This window comes from Pseudacidovorax sp., from assembly GCF_017991995.1.
Taxonomy (GTDB): domain Bacteria; phylum Pseudomonadota; class Gammaproteobacteria; order Burkholderiales; family Burkholderiaceae_C; genus Xenophilus.
This window is the reverse complement of sequence record NZ_JAGOPN010000010.1, coordinates 51554-75408: the sequence shown is the minus strand read 5'-3', so window position 1 is coordinate 75408 and position 23855 is coordinate 51554. Positions and strand designations below refer to the sequence as shown.

General features: G+C 69.9%; 20 protein-coding genes. 19 read left to right on the top strand and 1 reads right to left on the bottom strand.

Going from position 1 to position 23855, the window contains the following annotated elements; genetic code table 11:
* Positions 1 to 10: 10 nt before the first annotated feature.
* Positions 11 to 487, bottom strand: a complete 477-nt coding sequence (locus KBC94_RS14915; RefSeq protein WP_294371474.1) for a MarR family transcriptional regulator — start codon at positions 485 to 487, stop codon at positions 11 to 13.
* Positions 488 to 629: 142 nt separating this feature from the next.
* Here KBC94_RS14915 and KBC94_RS14910 point away from each other — a divergent pair, with 142 nt between their 5' ends.
* From KBC94_RS14910 to KBC94_RS14820, 19 genes are all read left to right on the top strand, one after another.
* Positions 630 to 2801 (top strand): indolepyruvate ferredoxin oxidoreductase subunit alpha, encoded by a 2172-nt coding sequence (locus tag KBC94_RS14910; protein WP_294371473.1) that lies wholly within the window; start codon positions 630 to 632, stop codon positions 2799 to 2801.
* Between the two features lie 19 nt (positions 2802 to 2820).
* Positions 2821 to 4386, top strand: a complete 1566-nt coding sequence (locus KBC94_RS14905; protein ID WP_294371470.1) for an indolepyruvate oxidoreductase subunit beta family protein — start codon at positions 2821 to 2823, stop codon at positions 4384 to 4386.
* 12 nt (positions 4387 to 4398) lie between these two features.
* Entirely contained in the window at positions 4399 to 5403 is a 1005-nt protein-coding gene (locus KBC94_RS14900; protein WP_294371469.1) for a PDR/VanB family oxidoreductase, read from the top strand.
* Positions 5404 to 5435: 32 nt separating this feature from the next.
* On the top strand, positions 5436 to 6755 hold the full coding sequence (locus KBC94_RS14895) for an aromatic ring-hydroxylating dioxygenase subunit alpha (RefSeq protein ID WP_294371467.1): 1320 nt from the start codon (positions 5436 to 5438) through the stop codon (positions 6753 to 6755).
* A gap of 2 nt (positions 6756 to 6757) precedes the next feature.
* Entirely contained in the window at positions 6758 to 7255 is a 498-nt protein-coding gene (locus KBC94_RS14890) for an aromatic-ring-hydroxylating dioxygenase subunit beta (RefSeq protein ID WP_294371464.1), read from the top strand.
* Positions 7256 to 7268: 13 nt separating this feature from the next.
* Entirely contained in the window at positions 7269 to 8897 is a 1629-nt protein-coding gene (locus tag KBC94_RS14885; RefSeq protein ID WP_294371460.1) for an AMP-binding protein, read from the top strand.
* Complete coding sequence (locus KBC94_RS14880) at positions 8897 to 10072, top strand: thiolase family protein (protein WP_294371457.1); 1176 nt, start codon at positions 8897 to 8899, stop codon at positions 10070 to 10072. Before KBC94_RS14885 ends, KBC94_RS14880 begins: the two co-directional genes overlap by 1 nt.
* A gap of 31 nt (positions 10073 to 10103) precedes the next feature.
* Positions 10104 to 11357 (top strand): SDR family NAD(P)-dependent oxidoreductase, encoded by a 1254-nt coding sequence (locus tag KBC94_RS14875; RefSeq protein WP_294371454.1) that lies wholly within the window; start codon positions 10104 to 10106, stop codon positions 11355 to 11357.
* A 22-nt stretch (positions 11358 to 11379) separates the two neighbouring features.
* Positions 11380 to 12201, top strand: coding sequence for a cyclase family protein (locus KBC94_RS14870; protein WP_294371452.1), 822 nt, complete (start codon positions 11380 to 11382; stop codon positions 12199 to 12201).
* Positions 12198 to 12935 carry an SDR family oxidoreductase gene (locus tag KBC94_RS14865; protein WP_294371449.1) on the top strand — a complete coding sequence of 246 codons (738 nt, stop codon included), beginning with the start codon at positions 12198 to 12200 and terminating at the stop codon, positions 12933 to 12935. The genes KBC94_RS14870 and KBC94_RS14865 overlap by 4 nt, the downstream gene beginning before the upstream one ends.
* A 217-nt stretch (positions 12936 to 13152) precedes the next feature.
* Entirely contained in the window at positions 13153 to 14319 is a 1167-nt protein-coding gene (locus KBC94_RS14860; protein WP_294371823.1) for an ABC transporter substrate-binding protein, read from the top strand.
* Positions 14320 to 14444: 125 nt separating this feature from the next.
* A complete protein-coding gene (locus KBC94_RS14855) occupies positions 14445 to 15596 on the top strand; it encodes an ABC transporter substrate-binding protein (RefSeq protein ID WP_294371446.1) in 1152 nt (383 codons plus the stop codon).
* A 23-nt stretch (positions 15597 to 15619) separates the two neighbouring features.
* Positions 15620 to 16933, top strand: coding sequence for an aromatic ring-hydroxylating dioxygenase subunit alpha (locus tag KBC94_RS14850; RefSeq protein ID WP_294371443.1), 1314 nt, complete (start codon positions 15620 to 15622; stop codon positions 16931 to 16933).
* A complete protein-coding gene (locus KBC94_RS14845) occupies positions 16930 to 17409 on the top strand; it encodes an aromatic-ring-hydroxylating dioxygenase subunit beta (RefSeq protein WP_114803049.1) in 480 nt (159 codons plus the stop codon). The genes KBC94_RS14850 and KBC94_RS14845 overlap by 4 nt, the downstream gene beginning before the upstream one ends.
* A gap of 39 nt (positions 17410 to 17448) precedes the next feature.
* Positions 17449 to 18618, top strand: coding sequence for an ABC transporter substrate-binding protein (locus KBC94_RS14840; protein WP_114803048.1), 1170 nt, complete (start codon positions 17449 to 17451; stop codon positions 18616 to 18618).
* A gap of 61 nt (positions 18619 to 18679) precedes the next feature.
* On the top strand, positions 18680 to 19735 hold the full coding sequence (locus tag KBC94_RS14835; RefSeq protein WP_294371438.1) for a branched-chain amino acid ABC transporter permease: 1056 nt from the start codon (positions 18680 to 18682) through the stop codon (positions 19733 to 19735).
* Positions 19732 to 21519: a branched-chain amino acid ABC transporter ATP-binding protein/permease gene (locus KBC94_RS14830; RefSeq protein WP_294371437.1), complete on the top strand. Its 1788-nt coding sequence runs from the start codon at positions 19732 to 19734 to the stop codon at positions 21517 to 21519. The genes KBC94_RS14835 and KBC94_RS14830 overlap by 4 nt, the downstream gene beginning before the upstream one ends.
* Positions 21516 to 22253, top strand: a complete 738-nt coding sequence (locus KBC94_RS14825) for an ABC transporter ATP-binding protein (protein WP_294371435.1) — start codon at positions 21516 to 21518, stop codon at positions 22251 to 22253. The genes KBC94_RS14830 and KBC94_RS14825 overlap by 4 nt, the downstream gene beginning before the upstream one ends.
* Positions 22240 to 23847 carry an ATP-dependent acyl-CoA ligase gene (locus tag KBC94_RS14820; protein ID WP_294371433.1) on the top strand — a complete coding sequence of 536 codons (1608 nt, stop codon included), beginning with the start codon at positions 22240 to 22242 and terminating at the stop codon, positions 23845 to 23847. Before KBC94_RS14825 ends, KBC94_RS14820 begins: the two co-directional genes overlap by 14 nt.
* Positions 23848 to 23855: the final 8 nt, after the last annotated feature.

The following is a 23855-nucleotide window of genomic DNA, read 5'->3' as shown; positions in this document are numbered from 1 at the left end:
TCAGCGGCATTCACTCTGCCTCTTCACTGTTCTCGGCCTGGTCCGCGTGCAGCGCGATCATCTGCCGCAATGTCTTCTTCAGCTCCTCTGCCCGTTGCAGGCCGAAGGGCTCCAGCACGCGGTGCTCATGCTCGCGTGCGAGCTTCATGAGATGGGCCACGGCCTCGGCGCCCTGACGCGTGATGCGCACCAGCGTGATGCGGCGGTCACTCTCATGGGGCAGGCGCTCCACCTGGCCCTTGGCCTCCATGCGGTCGAGCAGGCGCGTCACCGTGGGCTGCTTGGTCACGGTCACCTGGGCCAGGTCGCCGATGCTGATGGCCTCGCCATCCGCCAGCGAGGCCATCACCCGCCATTCGGACACCGAAAACCCGTGTTGCCGCGCGACCTTGTGGAACTCGCCGGAGATCAGCTGGCTCGCCTGCGCCAGCAGGGCGGGCAGGTAGTCGTCGACGAACAGGCGCGATTCGGGGGCGTGCAATGTCATGGCCGGAATGATCCTCTCCCTGGCATACCGATTGCTTGGCTAGGGTAATGCATGATTGTGAATAGATTCAGGTCTAAATAGAGTTGGATCTTGCCACCCCACGATTGGAAGCGCCGTACGCGTTTCCCAGGAGAGCAGTCCCATGGCCGAGCGTTCGTTCGTCGAAGAAGTGAAGAAGCTGCGTCTTGCCGAAGGCGAGACCTTTCGCGGTGAGGGCATTCTGGCCGTCACCAAGGCCTTGCTGGAGTCGGGCGTTTCGTACGTCGCCGGCTACCAGGGCGCACCCATCTCGCACCTGATGGACGTGCTGGCCGATGCGCAGGACATCCTCGCCGACCACGGCATCCGCTTCGAGAACAGCGCCAGCGAGGCGACGGCCGCAGCAACGCTGGCCGCTTCGGTCAACTATCCGCTGCGCGGCGCCGTGACCTTCAAGGCCACGGTGGGCACCAATGTGGCGTCGGACGCGCTGGCCAACCTGGCCTCCGGTGGCGTTACCGGCGGCGCGCTCATCATCGTGGGCGAGGACTACGGCGAAGGGTCCTCCATCATGCAGGAGCGCAGCCATGCCTTCGCCATGAAGTCGCAGATGTGGATGCTCGATCCGCGGCCCAACCTGCCCAGCATCGTGCAGGCCGTGAAGACCGGCTTCGAACTCTCCGAGGCCAGCAACACGCCGGTGATGCTGCAACTGCGCATCCGTGCCTGCCACGTACACGGCCAGTTCACCGCCTCCGACAACCGCCGCGCCAGCTTCACGCTGAAGGAGGCGCTGGAGAACCCGCAGCGCGACGTCGACCGCATCGTGCTGCCTCCTGCGAGCTTCCTGCACGAGCAGGAGAAGATCAAGAAGCGCTGGCCCGCGGCCGTGCGATTCATCGAGGAGCGCGGCCTCAACGAGTTCTTCGCCGAGGGCGCCGACGACATCGGCATCATCGTGCAGGGCGGTTGCTACAACACGCAGGTACGGGCGCTGGAGCGCCTGGGCCTGGCCGACGTGTATGGCCGCTCCAGGGTGCCGCTGTACGTGATGAACGTGGCCTACCCGGTCATCGACAGCGAGGTGCGGCGCTTCTGCGAAGGCAAGCGCGCCGTGCTGGTGGTCGAAGAAGGCCAGCCCAACTTCGTCGAGCAGAACATCGCCACCATCCTGCGCCAGGCCGGCAGCAGCACCGCGCTGCATGGCAAGGACCTGCTGCCCGTGGCGGGCGAGTACACGGCCCAGGCCGTGATGGCCGGCACGCGCGCCTTCTGCGAGCGCTACGGCCGCCTCGCGCCCAAGGCCGCGTCCGCCGAGGTGGTGCCCGCCAGGCCGCGCAAGATCATCCCGCTCATCAGCGAGGCGCAGCTGATGCCGCTGGAGCGCAGCGTGCATGCGCGACCGCCGGGCTTCTGCACCGGCTGTCCCGAGCGGCCCATCTTCAGCGCCATGAAGCTGGTGCAGCGCGAGCTGGGCCAGCACCATGTGTCGGCCGATATCGGCTGCCACCTGTTCTCCATCCTGCCGCCGTTCAACATCGGCAACACCACCATGGGCTACGGCCTGGGGGCGGCCGGCGCGGCGGCGCTCAACACCCAGGCCGACAAGCGCGCCATCGCGGTGATGGGCGACGGCGGCTTCTGGCACAACGGCCTGACCAGCGGCATCGCCAATGCGGTGTTCAACCAGAGCGACAACCTCACGGTGGTGGTCGACAACAACTACACCTCGGCCACTGGCGGGCAGGACATCCTGTCGTCCAAGGCCGTCAACGCCACGCGCAGCACCGGCCACGAGATCGAGCAGGCGGTGCGCGGGGTGGGCGTCAAATGGGTCAGGACGCTGCGCCGCACCTACGACGTGGCCGGCATGCGCGACACGCTCAAGGAAGCGCTGACCACGAAGGACAAGGGCCCGAAGGTCATCATTGCCCAGTCCGAGTGCATGCTCAACCGCCAGCGGCGCGAAAAGCCGCTGGTGCGCAAGGCCATCGCCGACGGCAAGCGCATGGTGCGCGAGAAGTTCGGCGTCGACCCGGACACCTGCACCGGCGACCATTCCTGCATCCGCCTGTCGGGCTGCCCGTCGCTGTCGATCAAGCCCAACCCCGATCCGCTGCGCCAGGAGCCCGTGGCCGCCGTGATGGACAGCTGCGTGGGCTGCGGCGTGTGCGGCGAGGTGTCGCATGCGGCGGTGCTGTGCCCCTCCTTCTACAAGGCGCAGGTGGTGAGCAACCCCACCGGCTGGGACCGGCTGCGCGAGCGCGTGCGCGGTGCCGTCATCGGCTGGATGCAGCGCCGCGACGCCGAGCGCCGGGCGCGCCTGGCGTTCTGATGCGAAGCAGGAGTTCGACATGACGCAACAGCAGCAACCCATCAAGATCGCCATCCTCGCCATGGGCGGCGAGGGCGGCGGCGTGCTGGCCGACTGGCTGGTGGACCTGGGCGAGGCCAACGGCTGGATCGCGCAGACCACCTCGGTGCCGGGCGTGGCGCAGCGCACCGGCGCCACCATCTACTACGTGGAGATGTACCCCGAGGCGCAGGCCCATGCCGACGGCGGCCAGCCCGTGCTGGCGCTGATGCCGCTGCCGGGCGACGTCGACGTGGTGCTGTGCTCCGAGCTGATGGAAGCCGGCCGCGCCGTGCAGCGCGGGCTGGTCACGCCCGACCGCACCACCCTGGTCGCGTCCACCCACCGCGTCTATTCGATCGCCGAGAAGAGCGCCTTGGGCGACGGCCGGGTGGACAGCGCGCAGCTGCTGGCCCACGCGGAGCAGGCCGCGCAGCGCTTCGTGCGCTTCGACATGGCCGAGGCCGCGGCGCAGAACGGCAGCGTGATCAGCGCGGTGCTCTTCGGCGCGCTGGCGGGCACCGGCGTGCTGCCCTTCGCCCGCGAACAGTTCGAGGCCACCATCGAGCGGGGCGGTGTCGGCGTGAAGCCCAGTCTGAAGGCCTTCGGCGCGGCTTTCGCCCGGGCGCAGGCCGGCGAAATGCCTGCCCAGACTGAGGCGGCAGCGCCGGCCACGCCGCGCGCGGACTCCTCCGATCCGGCCATCCAGGCGCTGTTGACGCGCCTCTATGGCGAGTTTCCGGTCCAGGCCCAGCCGCTGATGCTCGAAGGCCTGCGTCGCCTCGTCGACTACCAGGACGTGGCCTATGCCGCGCTCTACCTCGACCGCATGGCCGAGGTCTGCCAACTGCCCGACGACGCGGCCCGCACGCTGGCCTGCGAGACGGCGCGCCACCTGGCCCTGTGGATGAGCTACGAAGACACGGCGCGCGTCGCCCAGCTCAAGACCCGCTCCAGCCGCTTCGCCCGCGTGAAGCAGGAGACCGGCGTCAACGCCGACCAGGTGATCGCGATCAACGAATACATGCACCCGGGCCTGCGCGAGATCTGCGAGACCCTGCCCGGCGGCATCGGCCGCTGGCTCATGGGCTCGGGCGCGCCGCGCCGGTTGGTGGAGGGCATGACGAAGAAGGGCCGCGTCGTGCAGACCAGCTCGGTGCATGGCTTCCTGCTGCTGTCGGCCGTGGCCTTCGCCCGCCGCTGGCGCCGCAGCACCATCCGCTATGCGGAGGAGAACGGCCGCATCGCGCAATGGCTGCAGGGCCTGCGCGACGCGGCCGCCGCCTCGCCGGAACTCGCGGTGGAACTGGCCCGCTGCCAGAAGCTGGTGAAGGGCTACAGCGACACCCACGAGCGTGGCGTGCGCAACTACGACACCGTGATCGCTGCCTGGCGCGAAGCCGGTCCTACGCTCGCGCCCGCCACGCTGCGCGCATGGCGCGAGGCCGCGCTGGCCGACGAGCATGGCCATGCGCTCAACGCTGCGTTGGCGCAGCATGCGGCGACCACGAGCACGGCGACCGGCCAGGCCACGCCGCCGGTCGCTGCCATGGCCCTGCCGGCCTGACGCGGAGCGCGCATGACCGCATCGCCCGCCATCGCGACCCTGCCGCTGCGCGTGACTGAGGCCCGCCTGCTCAACCCGCTGATCCGCCTGCTGCGCCTCGAACATGCCGAGGGCGCCGCCTTGCCCGGCTGGACGCCCGGCGCCCACATCCAGGTGCAGGTGCGCTTGCCCGACGGCCAGGCCGACTGGCGCCACTATTCGCTGATCGACCTGGAAGGCGTGGCCGGCACGCCGGGCTTCGCGCCCGCGGCCTACACCATCGCCGTGCGGCGGGAGGAGGGCGGCCGTGGCGGCTCGCGCTTCATGCACCAGGCGCTGCAGCCCGGCGACGCGATCAACGTGCAGCCGCCGCGCAACGACTTTCCCCTGGATGACAGCCCGGCCCGCGCCGTGCTGCTGGCCGGTGGCATCGGCATCACGCCACTGGCCAGCATGGCCGCACGCTGTCGTGCCGAGGGCCGGCCCGTCGCACTGCACTACGCCGGCCGCAGCCGCACGCTGCTGGCTTTCGCCGACGAGCTTCAGACGCTGCTGGGCGAGGGCCTGCGCCTGCATGCCGACGACGAGGCGGGCGGCGCGACCTTCGACATCGGCACGCTGCTGGACGGCATGGCCGCCGACGAGCCGCTCTACGTCTGCGGCCCCAAGCCGCTGCTCGACGCCGTGCTGGCCGCCACGCAAGCCCGCGGCTGGGCGCCGGGCCGCGTGCACTTCGAGCTGTTCAGCGCGCCGGTGGTGGAAGCGGGCGACCAGCCCTTTGAGGTCGAGCTGGCGCAATCGGGCCAGCGCTTCACCGTGCCCGCTGACCAGACCCTGCTGGACTGCCTGATCGAACACGGCTGCGACCCGTTGTACGACTGCAAGCGGGGCGAATGCGGCGTGTGCGCCGTGCCGGTGATCGAGGGCGAGATCGACCACCGCGACTATGTGCTGTCGCAGGCCGAGAAGGACGGCGGCCAGGTGATGCAAATCTGCATCTCCCGCGCCAGGGGCCCGCGCCTGGTGATCGACCTGTAGGCACTGCACGACCCCCAAGAGAAAGGCCTGCCATGACACGCTACCGAGACAACCCCGATGCGATCCGTGCGCTGGTGCAGCCGCAGCAGGTGCACCGCGACCTCTACATCAGCCCCGAGCTCTTCGAGCTGGAGCAGGAACACTTCTTCGCCAACACCTGGAACTACGCCGGCCACGACAGCCAGGTGCCCAAGCCCGGCGACTACATCACCGTGGACATCGCCGGTCGGCCGCTGATCGTGGTGCGCCACACCGACGGCGCGGTCAAGGTGCTCATGAACCGCTGCGCCCACAAGGGCTCGCGCGTGGTCAACGGCGCCTGCGGCAACACGGGCAAGTTCTTCCGCTGCCCCTACCACGCCTGGACCTTCAAGACCGACGGCGCGCCGCTGGCCATTCCGCTCAAGAACGGCTACGAGGGCACGGCGCTGAAGGACTGCGATGCGTCCAAGGGGCTGGTGCCGGTGCGGCATGTGCGGCTCTACCGCGGCTTCATCTTCGTCAAGCTCAATGACGTGGGGCAGGACTTCGAGGAGTACTTCGGCGATTCGCTCTCCTCCATCGACAACATGGCCGACCGCTCGCCGGAGGGCGAGCTGGAGGTGGCGGGCGGCTGCCTGCGCTTCATGCACCAGTGCAACTGGAAGATGTTCGTCGAGAACCTCAACGACACCATGCACCCGATGGTGGCGCACGAGTCCTCGGCCGGCACGGCCAAGGCCATGTGGGCGGGCCAGCCGGCCGATGCGCCCAAGCCCATGGCCATCGAGCAGTTCGTGCCCTTCATGTCCGACTACCAGTTCTTCGACGGCATGGGCGTGCGGGTCTACGACAACGGCCACAGCTTCTCGGGCGTGCACTTCAGCATCCACAGCAAGTACTCGGGCATCCCGGGCTATGAGGAGGCGATGAAGGCCCGCTACGGCGAGGCGCGCACGGCCCAGATCCTGGGCATGGCGCGGCACAACACCGTGTACTACCCCAACCTCACGATCAAGGGCGCGATCCAGGCCATCCGCGTGGCGCGGCCCATCGCGGTGGACCGCACCCTGGTCGAGAGCTGGACCTTCCGCCTGAAGGGCGCTCCGGAGGAGCTGCTGCAGCGCACCACCACCTACAGCCGCCTCATCAACTCGCCCTTCTCGGTGGTGGGCCATGACGACCTGCAGGCCTACCGCGGCATCCAGGCCGGCCTGCATGCCAGCGGCAACGACTGGGTCAGCCTGCACCGCAACTACGACGAGAACGAAGGCCGCGAGCGCGAAGAGACCAGCAACGGCACCAACGAGCTGCCCATGCGCAACCAGTACCGGTCGTGGCTCAAGCACATGACTATGACGATGGGAGCATGACCATGGCCGAACTCACGCCCGCCACCGTCACCCGTGACCAACTGATCGACTTCGTCATGCACGAGGCCCGTCTGCTCGACGAGAAGCGCTTCGACGAATGGAATGCGCTGTTCACCGACGACGCCATCTACTGGGTGCCGCTCACGCCGGGCCAGCCCGACGGCCTGAACCACACCTCGCACCTCTATGAGGACAAGCTGCTGCGCGACCTGCGCATCGAACGCTTCAAGAGCCCGCGCGCCTTCTCGCAGCAGCCGCCCAGCCGCTGCCAGCACGTGCTGCAGCTGCCCGGCCTGGAGTCGCGCGACGAGGCCGCCAACCGCTTCGTGCTGCGCACGCCCTTCCACTACAGCGAGGCGCAGGCGGACGAGATGCTCTTCCTCACCGGCGTGGCCTGGCACCACCTGTGCGTGCATGATGGGGCCCTGCGCATGGTGCTCAAGCGCGTGGACCTGATCAACAGCGATGCCGCGCTGCCGGCGGTTCAGCTCTTTCTCTGAAGTGAAGCCCGGCATGGACCACCGCACCATCCACGACGCCTTCGCGGCCAGCGCCGCGCGCACGCCGCAGGCGGACTTCCTCTACACCGAGCCGGTCACGGCCGAGGTCTATGGCATCGCATCCGGCCCCATCGCCTGGGCCGCAGCCGCCGCCGAGGTCGACCGCCTGCGCCTGGCCTATGCGCATGCCGGCTGGGGCCACGGGCACCGGGTCGGCCTGCTGCTGGAGAACCGGCCGGCCTTCCTGTATCACTGGTTCGCGCTCAATGCGCTGGGCGTGAGCGTGGTGCCCATCAATGCCGAGATGCGCTCGGCCGAGCTGGCCTACCTGATCGGCCACAGCGAGATCGGCCTGGCCGTCACGCTGCCGCAGCGTGTCCGCGACCTGGAAGCCGCTGCAGCCCAGGCCGGCCGAATGCTGCACACCATGGGGGCCGACGCCGCGGACGTGCCCGCACCCTCCGAGCCCGCGCCCCGCGCCAACGAGGTCGTGGGCCTGGGCACCGAATGCGCGCTGCTCTACACCTCGGGCACCACCGGCCGGCCCAAGGGCTGCATGCTGAGCAACGCCTACTTCCTGCGCGCGGGCGAGTGGTATGCAGGCCTGGACGGCGTGTGCGCCTTCCGCCGCGACCAGGAGCGGCTGATGACGCCGCTGCCGCTGAACCATGTCAATGCCATGGCCTTCTCGACCATGGTGGTGCTGGTGGCCGGCGGCTGCCTGGTGCAGCTGGACCGCTTCCATCCCCGCAGCTGGCTGCAGAGCGCGCGCGACAGCGGCGCCACCATCGTCCATTACCTGGGCGTGATGCCGGCCATGCTGCTGGCCGCCGCCGAGACGCCGGCCGACCGCGACCATGCGATCCGCTGGGCCTTCGGGGCCGGCGTGGACCGCAAGAACCACGCGCCCTTCGAGGCCCGCTTCGGCTTTCCGCTGGTAGAGGCCTGGGCCATGACCGAGACTGGCGCGGCCGCCTGCATCATGGCCAACCACGAGCCGCGCCACGTGGGCACCAGCTGCTTCGGCCGGGCTGAGGATTTCGTCGAGGTGCGCCTGGTTGACGACGAGGGACAGGACGTGCCCGCCGGCACGCCCGGCGAACTGCTGGTGCGTTCCAACGGCAGCGATCCCCGCCGCCACTTCTTCGGCGGCTACTTGAAGGACCAGACGGCCACCGACGAAGCCTGGCAGGGCGGCTGGTTCCACACCGGCGACATGGTCCGGCGCGACGAGTCAGGCAGCCTCTATTTCGTCGACCGCAAGAAGAACGTCATCCGCCGCAGCGGCGAGAACATCTCGGCGGTGGAGGTCGAGAGCGTGCTCAACCAGCACCCGGCCGTGAAGGTGTCGGCGGTGGCCGCCACGCCCGATGCGGTGCGCGGCGACGAGGTGCTGGCCTGCATCGTCATCGACCCCGACGCCGCGGTTGAGCCGGGCGAGGCGTTGGCCGCGGACATCGTGCGCCATGCCCTGGCCCAGCTGGCCTACTACAAGGCGCCGGGCCACGTGGCCTTCGTCGATGCGCTGCCGCTCACGGCCTCGCAGAAGATCCAGCGCGGCGAGCTGCGGCAAATGGCGCAGGCGCTGCCCGGCACTGCGGCCTGCTTCGACACCCGCGCCATGAAGAAGAGGCAGGACTGATGGGCCGCCGACAACGCAGCAACTACGACGGTGTGGCCGTGGCCGTGCCGGTGACGGTGCCCTACCAGCGCTATTCCACCGAGGGTGCGCACTTCTTCCTGGGCAAGGCGGTGCGCGCGCTGGTGGAGGCCAGCGGCATCGCCAAGGACGACATCGACGGCCTGTGCCTGTCGAGCTTCTCGCTGGCCCCCGACACCGCCGTCGGCGTCACGCAGCACCTGGGCCTGTCGCCGCGCTGGCTGGACCATGTGCCCACCGGCGGCGCCTCGGGCGTGATGTGCCTGCGCCGCGCTGCGCGCGCGGTGCAGTGCGGCGATGCGGACGTGGTGGCCTGCGTGGCGGCCGACACCAACCATGTCGACTCGTTCCGCCAGACGTTGGGCGCCTTCAGCAACTTCGCGCGCGACGCGACCTACCCCTATGGCTCGGGTGGACCGAACTCCATCTTCGCGATGATCACCGCGCATTACATGCGGCAGTTCGGCGCGCGGCGGGAGGACTTCGGCCGCATCTGCGTGGCGCAGCGGCAGAACGCGCTGGGCAATCCCAACGCGATGTTCAAGAAGGCGCTGACGCTCGATGAGTACATGGCGGCGCGGCCCATCTCCGACCCGCTGCACCTGTTCGACTGCGTCATGCCCTGTGCCGGCGCCGAGGCCTTCCTGGTGATGACGGCCGAGCGGGCCCGCGACCTGGGTCTGCCGTACGCCACGGTGCGCGGCAGCATCGAGCGCCACAACGCCTTCGCCGATGACCCGATCATGGTGCGCGGCGGCTGGGCGCGCGACCGCGACGACCTGTATGCGCAGGCCGGCGTGCAGCCGAAGGACATCGACTTCATCCAGACCTACGACGACTACCCGGTCATCGTGATGATGCACTTCGAGGACCTGGGCTTCTGCGACAAGGGAGAAGGTCCGGCCTTCGTGCAGTCGCACACGCTCACGCACGACGGCAGCTTTCCCAACAACACCAGCGGTGGCCAGCTCTCGGCCGGCCAGGCGGGCGCCGCGGGCGGCTTCCTGGGCATGACAGAGACGCTGCGCCAGCTCACCGGCCAGGCCGGACCGCGCACCGTGCCCGACGCGCAACTGGGCCTGGTGGCCGGTTTCGGCATGGTCACCTACGACCGCTGCCTGTGCACGGGCGCCGTGATCCTTGGGAGACAGGAATGAACCGCCCATCCGCCATGAGAAGGGAGGCGCCATGACCATGCCCCTGATGCGCCCCAAGCGCAAGAACCCCGTCCTGCGCACCCGCCAGATGAACCTGCCGCCCTGGGCGCGCGGGCGCGAGGCGCTGGGCATCACCGCCGCCGCCGCAGAAGGCCGCTTCGAGCTGCAGGTGTGCGAGGAATGCGGCACCGTGCAATACCCGCCGCGCGGCGCCTGCAAGCAGTGCCTCTCGACCGAACTGCGCTGGCGACTCCAGACCGGCGAGGGCGAACTGCTCAGCGCCACCACGCTGCACCACAGCAACGACCTGTTCTTCCGCGAGCGCCTGCCCTGGCGCCTGGGCATGGTCAAGCTGGACAGCGGCCCCTCCCTCATGGTCCACCTGCATGGCGAGGTGGGCGAGGCACCGCAGCGCGTGCGCGTGGGTGCCCGGCTCGACCGCGCCGGACAGGCGGTACTGATCGGATTCCCTTTTGAAGGAAGCACACACATGGCCGACGACCCGATGCTGCGCGAGATGACCAGCGACCCCAAGTTCCGCAAGGTGCTGGTGACGGACGGCAAGACGCCCGCCGGCCAGGCCCTGGTGCGCGCCCTGGTCAAGGCCGGCGCCGACATCGTCTGGGTCGGCCATGCCGAACCCTGGAAGCAGCTGGGTGGCCTGGAGGACATCAGCGCGCTGCCGCAGGTGACGCTGGTGCCGCTGGATCTGACCAATGGCCGCGCCATCACCGAGCTGGCCGGCTCGATCGGCGGCAAGGTGGACATCGTCATCAACAATGCGGAGGTGCACCGCACCTTCGGCATCGGCGCGCGGCGCGGCACCGACGTGGCCAAGCTGGAGATGGACATCAACTACTTCGGCCTGCTGCGGCTGGCACAGGAGTTCGGCCCGGCGCTCAAGGGCCGCTCGGCCGATGGCGCGATCGGGGCCACCGCCTGGGTCAATCTGCTGTCGATCTACGCGCTGTCCAACTTCCCGCCGCACGGCACCTTCAGCGCCAGCAAGGCCGCGGCCCATTCGCTGGCGCAGTGCCTGCGGGCCGAGATGCGGCCGGCCGGCATCCGCGTCATCAATGTCTTTCCGGGCCCCATCGACGACGAATGGAACCAGCACATGCCGCCCCCCAAGCTGGGCCCCGACGCGCTGGCCAATGCCATCGTGAAGGCGCTGCGCGACGGCGTGGAGGACGTCTATCCCGGCGACGTGGCGCAGGAATGGCTGCAGCGCTGGCGTGACAACCCCAAGGTGCTCGAACGCGAGCTGGCGACGAATGGTGGATGAGGTCACTGGCAAGGAGACACCCATGAGCAATGCAACCCTGCCTCCCGCTCCGGCACCCACCGGCCTCGACGCCCTGGCCGGCCTGGTGAGCGCCCTGGCCACCGGCCGCATCCGCGTGGTCGACCTCACGCAGACGCTGACGCCCGAGTTCCCGCAGATCGCGCTGCCGCCCGAAATGGGCCAGTGCTGGCCCTTCCGCATCGAGGAGGTGTCGCGCTACGACGAGCGCGGCCCGGGCTGGTACTGGAACAACTTCTCCTGCGGCGAGCACACGGGCACGCACTTCGACGCGCCCATCCACTGGATCTCGGGCCGCGACCTGCCCAACAACGCGGTGGACACCATCCCCGTGCAGAACTTCGTGGCGCCGGCCTGCGTGATCGACTGCTCGCCGCAGGTCAAGGACGACCCGGACTACCTGCTCACGCTGGAAGACATTGCCGAATGGGAGGCCGCGCATGGCCGCATCCCGAAGGGCGCCTGGGTGCTGATGCGCACCGACTGGTCCAAGCGCACCGACCCGGCCGAGTACCAGAACTTCGACGAGACCGGCCAGCACACGCCCGGCCCCAGCACGGCCGCGGTGCGCTTCCTGGTGGAAGAGCGCGACGTGCTGGGCTTCGGCTCCGAGGCCATCGGCACCGACGCCGGCCAGGGCTACCACCTGCGCCCGCCGTATCCCTGCCACTACTACATGCACGGGGCAGGGCGCTACGGCCTGCAATGCCTCTGCAACCTGGACCTGCTGCCGCCGGCCGGCGCGGTGCTGATCTGCCCGCCGCTGAAGATCGAGAAGGGCAGCGGCAGCCCGCTGCGCGTGCTGGCGCTGGTGGGGTCGGCATGAGCGCCGTGCAGGACCGCGGCGTCGCCGTCGTCACCGGCGGCAGCGCGGGCATCGGCAAAGCGATCTGCCAGGACCTGCTGGAGGGCGGCTGGGAGGTGGTCAGCCTCGCGCGACGGCCCGCCGACATCGCCCATGCGCGGCTGCACAGCATCGAGGTGGACCTGAGCGACCGCGCCGCCACGGCCCAGGCAGTGGCCGAGGTCGCGTCGCGCTGGCAGGTGACGACCGTGGTGCACAACGCTGGCGTGATCCGCGCCGCCTTGCTGCCGCAGGTGCAGCTGACGGACCTCGACGCGCTGGTGGACCTGCACCTGGGCTGCGCCGTGCAACTGGTGCAGGCCGCGCTGCCGGCCATGCGCGCCGCCGGCTTCGGCCGCGTGGTGCTGCTCTCTTCGCGCGCGGCCCTCGGCCTGGCCACGCGCACCAGCTATTCGGCCACCAAGGCCGGCATGCTGGGCATGGCCCGCACCTGGGCGCTGGAGCTGGGCGGCGAGGGCATCACCGTCAACGTGGTGGCGCCCGGGCCCATCCGCACCGACATGTTCTACGACGTCGTGGATGCCGGCAGTGAGAAGGAAAGGGCGCTCGCTGCCAGCGTGCCCGTCAAGCGCCTGGGCGAGGCCGCCGATGTGGCACGGGCCGTGCGTTTCTTCGTGGAGCCGGCCAACAGTTTCGTGACCGGACAGGTGCTCTACGTGTGCGGAGGCACCAGCGTGGGGAGCCTGACGCTCTAGGGCGTGCATCGGCGCACCATGCTGCGCCGCGGCTTTCCACCATGAGGACAGTCCCCTTGCAACGCCTGGATGTGCTCGCTAGGATTGTTTAAGACTAAATAATTGATAAGTCATGTGCCAGTGCGGCAGCCGCAGGAGCGTGGAAGAGGCGGCCCGTCGACACCGGCGTTGTTCCACCGTGTTGCCACCGAATCAGATGGAGTTCGCGATGAAGATGATGAAGTCACTACGTCCCCTGCGCAGCCTGGCTGCCCTGGCCTGCGCCACGCTGCTGGGCGCCGCGGCGCCCGCCGCCATGGCCGCCGACTACAAGGTCGGCTTCATCACCTCGCTGTCGGGGCCCGTCTCGTCGCTGGGCATTCCCTACCAGAAGGGCATGGCCGCGGCGCAGGCCTTCAAGGGCGAGATCGACGGCAAGAAGGTGCAGGTCATCCAGCTCGACGACGCATCGGACCCGAGCACCGCGGCCCGCAATGCCCGCAAGCTGATCGACGAGGACAAGGTCGACGTCATCATCGGCACGGCCGGCTCGCCCGGCGCGCTGGCCATCGCTGCCGTGGCGCGCGAGACGAAGACGCCGCTCATTTCCATCGCCAATGCCAACCTGCCGGGCGAGGAGGGCGCCTGGATGGTCACGCTGCCGCAGCCGGCGCCGCTGATGGTCAGCGCGGTGGTGGACCGCATGAAGAAGTCCGGCGTCAAGACGGTGGGCTACATCGGCTTCTCCGACGCCTGGGGCGACCTGGTGTACGACGCGCTGCAGAAGAGCGCCGAGCCGGCCGGCATCAAGGTGGTCTCCAACGAGCGCTATGCGCGCGCCGATTCGTCGGTGACAGGCCAGGTGCTCAAGATCGTGGCGCTGCGGCCGGACGCGGTGCTCACCGGCACCTCGGGCACGCCCGGCGCGCTGCCCTACCTGGCGCTGGCCGAGCGCGGCTACAAGGGCCAGATCTACGGCATGCATGCGCTGATCAACCCCGACTTCGTGCGCGTGGGCGGAGCGTCCGTCGAGGGCCTGCTGGCGCCCACCGGCCCAGTGATCGTGGCCGAGCAGCTGCCGGCCGACAACCCCATCCGCAAGGTGTCGATGGACTTCCGCGCCGCCTACCAGAAGGCCAACGGCGCGGCGCCCACCGATGCCTTCTCGGCCTACAGCTTCGACGCCTGGCTGATCTTCCTGGACGCCGCCAAGCGCGCCTCGGCCAAGGCCGAGCCGGGCACGCCGCAGTTCCGCGTGGCCTTGCGCGATGCCATCACCAGCACGAAGGAGCTGGCCGGCACCCACAGCGTCTACAACTTCACGCCCAACGACCGCTACGGTTCGGACGAGCGCTCGCGCGTGGTCGTGCGGCTCGAAAAGGGCCAGTGGAAGCTGGTGCCCTGAGCCGCGTCCAGCGGGCCGCCATGCGGGCGGCCGCCTGCGCACGCCACTGACCAGACGCCGGCGGCCGATGGCTCCGGCAGCCTCCTCCCGCTCTCCCTCCCTTTCCTTTCCTGGAGTCCCGCTCAATGGCCTCTCGTTCTCGTGTGCTTCGTCCCCTCGCCCTGCTGGCTGCCTCGGCCTTCGCCGTCGGCGCCTTCGCGGCCGACCTCAAGGTGGGCGTCATCAGCTCGCTCTCCGGCCCGGTGTCGGCGCTGGGCATCCCGTACGAGAAGGGCATCCGCGCCGCCCATGCGCAGATGCCCACCATCGGCGGCCGCAAGGTCGAGCTGATCGTGCTGGACGATGCCTCCGACCCGACCACGGCCGGCCGCAATGCCCGCAAGCTGGCCACCGAGGACAAGGTGGACGTGCTCATCGGCACCTCCGGCGTGCCGGGCGCCATGGCCATCGCCGCCGTGGCGCGCGAGCTGAACGTGCCACTGATCTCGCCGACGCCGGTGTCGCTGCCGGGCGCCGAGAACGGCTGGACGGTGTCGGTGTCGCAGCCCTTCGAGTTGATGGTCGCCGCCGTGGTGGACAAGATGAAGGCGGCGGGCGTCAAGACGGTGGCCTTCATCGGCTTCTCCGACGCACTGGGCGACCTGGCCTACGACTCGCTGGTCAAGAGCGCGGGCGAGGCCGGCATCAAGGTGGTGGCCAACGAGCGCTATGCGCGCACCGACAGCTCGGTGGCGGGCCAGGTGCTCAAGATCGTCGCGCAGCGGCCCGACGCGGTGTTCGCCGGCAACTCGGGCACGCCCGGCGCGCTGCCCTACCTGGCGCTGGCCGAGCGCAACTACAAGGGGCGCATCTACGGCACGCACGGCCTGATCAATGCCGACTTCGTGCGCGTTGGCGGCAAGTCCATCGAGGGCCTGGAAGTGCCCAGCGGCCCGGTGCTGGTGGCCGAGCAGCTGCCGGCCGACAACCCGATCCGCAAGGTGTCGATGGACTTCCGTGCCGCCTACCAGAAGGCCAATGGCGCGCCGCCGGTCGATGCCTTCTCGTCGTACACCTACGACGCCTACCTGCTGCTGGCCAATGCCGCGGCGCGCGCGAAGGGCGAGCCCGGCACGCCGGCCTACCGCCAGTCGCTCAAGGACGCCATCGTCGCCACCCGTGAGCTGGTGGGCACGCATGGCATCTACAACTTCACGCCCGACAGCCGCTATGGCTCAGACAAGCGCGCGGTCGTGATCGTGCGCATGGAAAAGGGCCAATGGAAGCTGGTGCCCTGAGCCTCGGCTGACGACGCCCGGCCATGACCGCCTACCGCCACGACCCCGCCGCGATCCAGGCCCTGGTGCAGGACCGGCGCGTTCACCGCGACCTGTACCTGAGCCAGGAGCTCTTCGCGCTGGAGCAGGAGCGCTTCTTCGCCCGCACCTGGCAGTTTGCCGGCCACGCGAGCGAGGTGCCGGCTGCCGGCGACTACTGCACGCGGGAGATCGCGGGCCGGCCGCTCCTCATGGTGCGGCAGGCCGATGGCGGCGTGGGCGTCTTCTACAACCGCTGCGCTCACAAGGGCGCCCAACTGGTCACCGAAGAGCGCGGCAACACCGGCCGCTTCTTCCGCTGCCCCTACCACGCCTGGACCTACAAGCTGGACGGCGCGGCGCTGGCCCTGCCGCTGAAGGCGGGCTACGAGGGCACCGGCCTCGCACAGTGCGAGTCGGGCCAGGGCCTGCAGCCCGTGGCAGGCGTCGCCGTGTACCGCGACTTCGTCTTCGTGCGCCTGGCGAAGGACGGCCCGGGCTTCGACGCGTACTTCGGCGACATCCTGCAGATGATCGACAACATGGTCGACCGCTCGCCCGAGCGGCGGTTGACGGTGGCGGGTGGGGTGCTGCGCAACGTCATCCACTGCAACTGGAAGATGTACCTGGAGAACATCAACGACACGGTGCATCCCATGTCCACGCATGAGTCGGCCACCCAGGCGGCCAACGCACTGTGGAAGGACCAGCCGGCCGATGCGCCCAAGCCCATGGCCATGGAGCAGATCCTGCCCTTCGGTTCGGGCTACGACTTCTTTGACCGCATGGGCGGGCGCGTCTACCCCAACGGCCACAGCGTGCTGGGCACGCGCTTCAGCATTCATTCCAGCTACGCGCAGCTGCAGGACTATGAGGACGCGCTGCGCGCCGCTCTGGGCGAAGAGCGCGCCAACGAGGTGCTGCAGCGCTCGCCGCAGAACGCGGTGCTCTTTCCCAGCCTGTCGGTCAAGGGCTCGCCGCAGGCCATCCGCGTGATCCGGCCGCTGGCGGCGGACCGCACGCTGGTGGAGGCCTGGAGCTTCCGCGCCGAGGGCGCCCCCGAGCTGCTGCTGCAACGTTCGATGAACTACAACCGGCTGGTGTTCTCGCCCATGTCGGTGGTGGCGCACGACGACGTGCACCTGTTCGAGAGCATGCAGCAGGGCCTGCGCGGCGAGGGCAACGAATGGGTCAGCCTGCACCGCGGCTTTGCCGAGGGCGAGCGCAGCGACGTGGTGGAAGAGACCAGCGGCACCGACGAGCGCCTCATGCGCAACCAGTTCCGCGCGTGGGCACGGTGGATGGGGGAGGCTGCATGACGCTTTCTGCCGAGGACTTCGTCGTCCACGAAGCCGAGCTGATCGACGACCGCTGCTGGGACGACTGGCTGGCCCTCTTCGCGCCCGATGGCCGTTACTGGATCCCGCTGCAGGGCGCTGCGCAGGCCGACGACCAGACCCACAACGCGCTGGCGCTCGAAGACCGGCTGCTGCTCGAACTGCGCGTCAAGCGACTGCACAGCCCGCGTGCCCATTCGCAGCATCCGGCCAGCCGTTGCCAGCATGTGCTGCAGGCACCTCGGCGTCTGTCCGCCACACCGGCCGGCGGCGAGTCCATCCGCCTGCGCACCGCCTTCCTCTACATCGAATCTCGCGGCCCGCAGCAGGTGCTGCTGGCCGGCCACTGCATCCACACGCTCGTGCCCGGCGGGCCGCTGGGCTGGCTGATCCACGAGAAGCGGGTCAACCTGCTCGATGCGGGCCAGCCGCTGCCGGCCATCCAGTTGTTCGTCTAGTCCCTTCCGTCCCTGCCTCTCCCAACCAGGAGTTCCTCCATGAAGAAGAAGCTGATGTCCCTCGGCCGCGGTGCGCTGGCTGCCGGTGCCCTGGTCGCGGCCGCGGTTGCCGCCCAGGCGGCCGACCTCAAGGTCGGCCTGAGCGTGTCGCTCTCCGGCCCGAACTCCTCGCTGGGCGTGCCCTATGCCAAGGGCATGCAGGCCGCGCTGGCCTACAAGGGCGAGATTGCCGGGCGCAAGGTGCAGCTCATCGTGCTGGACGACGGCTCCGACCCCACCACTGCCGGCCGCAACGCCCGCAAGCTGGTGGAAGAGGACAAGGTCGACGTGCTGATGGGCACCTCGGGCGTGCCCGCCGCCATCGCCATGGCGCAGGTGGGCCGCGATGCCAAGGTGCCGATGATCGGCCTCACGCCCATCCTGCTGAACCCGGCGGACAACGCCTGGGTGATGACGGTGGCCCAGCCCACGCAGCTGATGATCGACGCGGTGGTACAGCGCATGAAGAAGGACGGCGTGCGCAGCGTGGGCTACATCGGCTTCTCGGACGCCTGGGGTGACCTGGTGTTCAGCGCCCTCAACCAGGCGGCCAAGGATGCCGGCATTCAGGTGCTGGGCAACGAGCGCTATGCACGCTCCGACCAGTCGGTCACCGGCCAGGTGCTCAAGCTGCTGGCCATGCGGCCCGACGCGGTGATGACCGGGGGTGCCGGCACGCCGGGTGCCTTGCCCTTCCTGGCCCTGGCCGAGCGCGGCTTCAAGGGCAAGGTCTATGGCCAGCACGGGCTGATCAACCCCGACTTCGTGCGCGTGGTCGGCGCGGCGGGGCAGGGCGCGCTGATGCCCACCGGCCCCGTCATCGTGGCCGAGCAGCTGCCGGCCGACCATCCGACCCGCAAGATGGGCCTGGCCTTCCGAGACATCTACCAGAAGGTCAACAACGCGCCCACCAGCGATGCCTTCTCGGCCTATTCCTTCGACGGCTGGCTGGTGTTCGCCGACGCCGCCCAGCGCGTGCTGGCGGCCGGCAAGGGCGAGCCCGGCACGCCCGAGTTCCGCGCCGCCCTGCGCGATGCCATCTTCAGCACCCGCGAGGTGGTGGGCACGCACGGCGTCTACAACTTCAAGCCCGGCGACCTGTACGGCGTGGACGAGCGCGCCCGCGTGATCGTCACGCTCGACAAGGGCCAGTGGAAGCTGGCGCCCTGAGCGCCCGCGGACGCATCCGACACATGGGAAAGAACGCAATGACGCAAAGGACCGCCCGACCATGACCTGGGACGTCGCCCTCATCCTGGGCATCGACGGTTTGGCCAACGGTGCCATCTATCTGCTGGCCGGCATCGGACTGGTGCTGATCTTCTCGGTCACGCGGGTGGTGTTCGTGCCTTTCGGCGACATCGCGGCTTTTTCCGCGCTGACGCTGGCCGCCTTCGAGACCGGCAAGCTGCCGCCCACCATCGGCATGGTGATCTTCCTGGCCGCGCTGGCGCTGCTCACGGAAGTGGGCAGCCTGCTGCGCAAGGGCGAGTCGCGGCACATCCCCAAGGCGCTGCTGCTGTGGGGTGTGCTGCCGCTGGTGCCCTGCGCCATCGCCTGGGCCGCGGCACGCGCCGGCGTGCCCGTGGCGCTGCAGATCGTGGCCTCGGTGCTGCTGGTGGTGCCGGTGGCGCCGCTGCTGGCGCGGGTGGTGTTCCAGCCCATCGCCGATGCCTCGGGGCTGGTGCTGCTGATCGTGTCGCTGGCGCTGCACTTCCTGCTGTCGGGTCTGGGCCTTCTCTTCTTCGGGCCGGAGGGCTCGCGCACCAGTGCGCTGACCTCGGCCTCGCTGACGCTCGGCGACGGCTTCACCGTCAGCGGCCAGGTGGTGCTGATGGTGAGCGCGGCCATCGTGCTCAGCGGCCTGTTCTTCCTGGTGTTCGAGCGCACCGTGACCGGCAAGGCGCTGCGGGCCACCGCGGTCAATCGCACGGGCGCGCGGCTGGTCGGCATCCGGCCGGCACGCACCGCGCTGCTGGCCTATGGCTGCGCCTCGTTGCTGGCGGGGCTGATCGGCGTGCTGATCGCGCCGGTGACCACCATGTACTACGACTCGGGCTTCATCATCGGCCTGAAGGCCTTCGTGGCCGCCATCATCGGCGGCCTGGTGAGCTACCCGGTGACGGCCATCGGCGCGCTGGCCGTGGGCATCATCGAAAGCTTTGCCTCCTTCTGGAGCGGGGCGCTCAAGGACGTGATCGTGTTCAGCCTGCTGATCCCGGTGCTGATGGCGCGCTCGTACATGGCGCGCCACCACGAGGAAGAAGCCGAGGAGATCGACCAATGAAGCGCGGCACTTCCGCATTCGTCATCGCGGCGGTGGTCGTCGTGCTGGCCCTGCTGCCGGCGGTGGCCGGCAGCTTCACCGTCTCGTTGCTCAACGACATCGGCATCGGCGCGCTGGTGGCGCTGGGGCTGGTGCTGCTGACCGGCGTGGGCGGTGCCACGTCGTTCGGACAGGCAGCCTTCGTGGGCATTGCGGCCTACTCGACGGCCTGGCTCACCACGGCGCAGGGCCTGTCGCCCTGGCTGGGGCTGCCCTTCGCGCTGCTGCTGACGGGCCTTTCGGCCTTGGCCATCGGCGCGCTCACGCTGCGGCTGGGCGGGCACTTCCTGCCGCTGTCCACCATCGCGTGGGGGCTGTCGATCGCGCTGCTCTTCGGCAACGTGGACGGACTGGGACGGCATACGGGCCTGTCCAACATTCCGCCGCTTCGCATCGGCAACTGGGCGCTGTCGGACCCGCGCTCCATCTACTACCTGATCTGGGCCATCGTGGGCCTGGCCTGCCTGTTCAGCCACAACCTGCTCAATTCGCGACCCGGCCGCGCCATCCGCGGGCTGCGCGGCGGCGCCACGCTGCTGGCGAGCGTGGGAGCCGATGCCTACCGCGTCAAGCTCACGCTCTTCGTCACGGCCGCGCTGTTCGCGGGGCTGGCGGGCTGGCTCTATGCGCACATGAACCGCTTCGTCAGCCCTTCGCCCTTCGACGTGCGGGCCAGCATCGAGTACCTGCTGATGGCCCTGGCCGGCGGCCTGGGCAGCCTGGCGGGCGCGCTGGTGGGCGCGGGCCTGGTGCTGGTGCTCAAGAACGTGCTGCAGGACGTGCTGCCGCTGGTCACCCAATGGGCCGGCCAGCTGGAAGCCGTGACCTTCGCGGCCCTGTTCATCGCGCTGCTGCACTTCGCGCGCGGCGGCGTGATGGGCTATGTGCGCCGCTGGCGCCTTCGCCGCGGTGCACGCGCGCCCGTCGCCGTGCCCGAACTGGCCGCACCGGTGCCGCCCCTGGCGCAGCGCGCCATGCCGGCGCGCGGCACGCCGCTGCTGTCGGTGCAGGGCGCCGTGAAGCGCTTCGGCGGGCTGGTGGCGGTCAACGATGTGAGCTTCGACGTGCAGGCCGGCGAGATCGTGGGCCTGATCGGGCCCAACGGCGCCGGCAAGTCGACCATGTTCAACCTGCTCACGCGCACGGCGCAGATGACCTCGGGCCGGGTGCAGTTCCTGGGCCAGGACATCAGCACGATGCAGCAGCGCGACGTGGCCCGGCTGGGCCTGGCGCGCACCTTCCAGCACGTCAAGCTGCGTCCGCACATGAGCCTGCTGGACAACGTGGCCCTGGGCGCCCATGCCCGCGCGGGTGCCGGCGTGCTGCGCGCCGGCCTGCGGCTGGACCGGCAGGAAGAGCGCCAGATCCTGCAGGAGGCCCAGCGCCAGCTGGACCGCATCGGCCTGGGCGACCGGGCGCACGAGATGGCCGGCGCCCTGCCGCTGGGCACTCAGCGCATCCTGGAGATCGCCCGCGCCCTGGCGGCCGACCCAGTGCTGCTGGTGCTGGACGAGCCCGCCGCGGGCCTGCGCCGCAAGGAGAAGATGGCCCTGGGCGACCTGCTGCGCAAGCTGCGTGACGAGGGCGTGACCATCCTGATCGTGGAACATGACATGGACTTCGTGATGAAGCTGGTGGACCGCCTGGTGGTCATGAACTTCGGCTCCAAGCTGGTCGAGGGCGTGCCCGCCGCGGTGCGCGCCGACGAGCGGGTGCAGGCGGCCTACCTGGGGAGCACGGTATGAGCGATACGCCCATGCTGGAGATCGCCGACCTGCACGTGGGCTACGGCCAGGTTGAGGCGGTGCGCGGTGTCTCGCTGGCCTTGCAGCCGGGGCAGATCATCTCGGTCATCGGGCCCAACGGCGCGGGCAAGACCACGCTGCTGGCCGCGGCCATGGGCCTGCTGCCGTCGCGCGGGACGATCCGCTTCGAGGGCGAGGACCTGGCCGGGCTCGACGTCGAATCGCGTGTCGAGCGCGGCCTGTGCCTGGTGCCCGAGAAGCGCGAACTCTTCGGCGAACTCACCGTGCTGGACAACCTGCGCCTGGGCGCCTATTCGCGCCGCCTGCGCGCGGACGCGCTTCGCCAGCGCCTGGACGGCGTGTATGCGCGCTTTCCGCGCCTGGCCGAGCGCCGGGGCCAGCGGGCCGACACGCTCTCGGGCGGCGAGCGGCAGATGCTGGCCGTGGGCCGCGCGCTGATGTCCGCGCCGCGCCTCCTGATGCTCGACGAGCCCAGCCTGGGGCTGGCGCCGCTCATCGTGCAGGAGATCCTGTCCATCGTGCGGCAGCTGCGCGAGGACGGCGTCTCGATCCTGCTGGTGGAACAGAACGCCCGCGCCGCGCTGGAAAGCTCGGACTTCGGCTACGTGCTGGAGACGGGCGAGGTGGCGCTGTCGGGCGACTCGGCGGCGCTCGCCGACGACGAGCGCGTGCGTGCGACCTACCTGGGCGGCGGCACCCATGACGACGACTGAGGCCGACGCCCTGCTGCCGGTGGCGCAGCGCACGCTGCCGCAGATGCTGCGGCGGCAGGCCGAGCGCTTCGGCGACGCGCCGGGGGTGCGCATCGGCGGCCAGCGCTGGGGGCATGGCGAGGTGCCGCACCGCGCCGCGGCCCGGGCGGGCGCGCTGCAGGCTGCCGGCATCGAACGCGGCGACCGTGTGGCCATCCTCGCGGGCAACCGGCCGGAGTTCCTGGAGGCCTTCCTCGGCTGTGGCTGGGCCGGCGCGGTGGCGGTGCCGGTCAACACGGCGTCCATGGGGCCGCAGATCGAATACTTCCTGGCCAACAGCCAGGCGAAGCTGCTGGTCATCGAGGCCCAGTACCTGCCGCGGCTGGCCACGGCCGACCTGGCGCGCACGTCGCTGCAGCGCATGTGGGTGCTGGAAGGCGAGGACGGCACGCCTGGCGTCGATCTGCCGGGCGTCGTCGTTGAAGCCTGGCCAGCGGCCGGCGAGGCGGTCGCGGCGGCCGAGGTCGGCCCCGCCGATACGCTGGCCATCCTCTACACCTCCGGCACCACCGGTCCATCGAAAGGCGTGCTCTGCCCGCATGCCCAGTACTACTGGTGGGGCGTCAACAGCCTGCGCGTGCTGGGCGTGCGCGCCGACGACGTGCTGTGCACCACGCTGCCGCTGTTCCATATCAATGCCCTCAACACCTTTGCCCAGGCCTGTTTGTCGGGCGCCGAGGTGGTGTTCGAAGGCCGCTTCTCGGCCTCGGGCTTCTGGCCTTCGATGCGGTCCTGCGGCGCCACGGTGGTCTACCTGCTGGGCGCCATGGTGCCGATCCTGCTTGCGCAGCCCGAAGGCGCCGCCGAACGCGAGCACCGCGTGCGCATCGGACTGGGCCCGGGCGTGCCAGGCGCCGCGGGCCAGGCCTTCGCGGCCCGCACCGGCGTGCGCCTGCTCGAAGGCTATGGCTCCACCGAGACCAACTTCGTCATCGCCACCGCGCCCGATTCGCCGCGCGGTGGCGTGATGGGCTGGGTGCTGCCCGGCTTCGAGGCCCGCGTGGCCGACGAGCACGATGCCGAGTTGCCCGACGGCCAGGCCGGCGAGCTGCTGCTGCGCGCGCATGAGCCGCATGCCTTCGCGAGCGGCTACTTCAACATGCCCGAAAAGACCGTCGAGGCCTGGCGCAACCTCTGGTTCCACACCGGGGACCGCGTGGTGCGCGAGCCCGATGGCGCCCTGCGCTTCGTGGACCGAATCAAGGACGCGATCCGCCGCCGGGGCGAGAACATCTCTTCCTTCGAGGTCGAGCAGGTGCTGCAGAGCCATCCGGCCGTTGCGACCGTGGCGGTGTACCCCGTGCGCTCCGAGCTGGCCGAGGACGAGGTGATGGCCGCGCTGATCCTGCGCGAGGGCCAGGCCCCGGCGTCGCAGGAACTGGCCGAATGGTGCGAAGCGCGCCTGCCGTACTTTGCGGTGCCGCGCTGGTTCGACATCGTCGACGACCTGCCGCGCACCGAGAACGGCAAGGTGCAGAAGTACAAGCTGCGCGAGCGTGGCGTCACGCCCACCGCGTGGGAGCGGCCGCCGCAGGCGCGCGCCCGCCGGGCCTGAGCATGCCG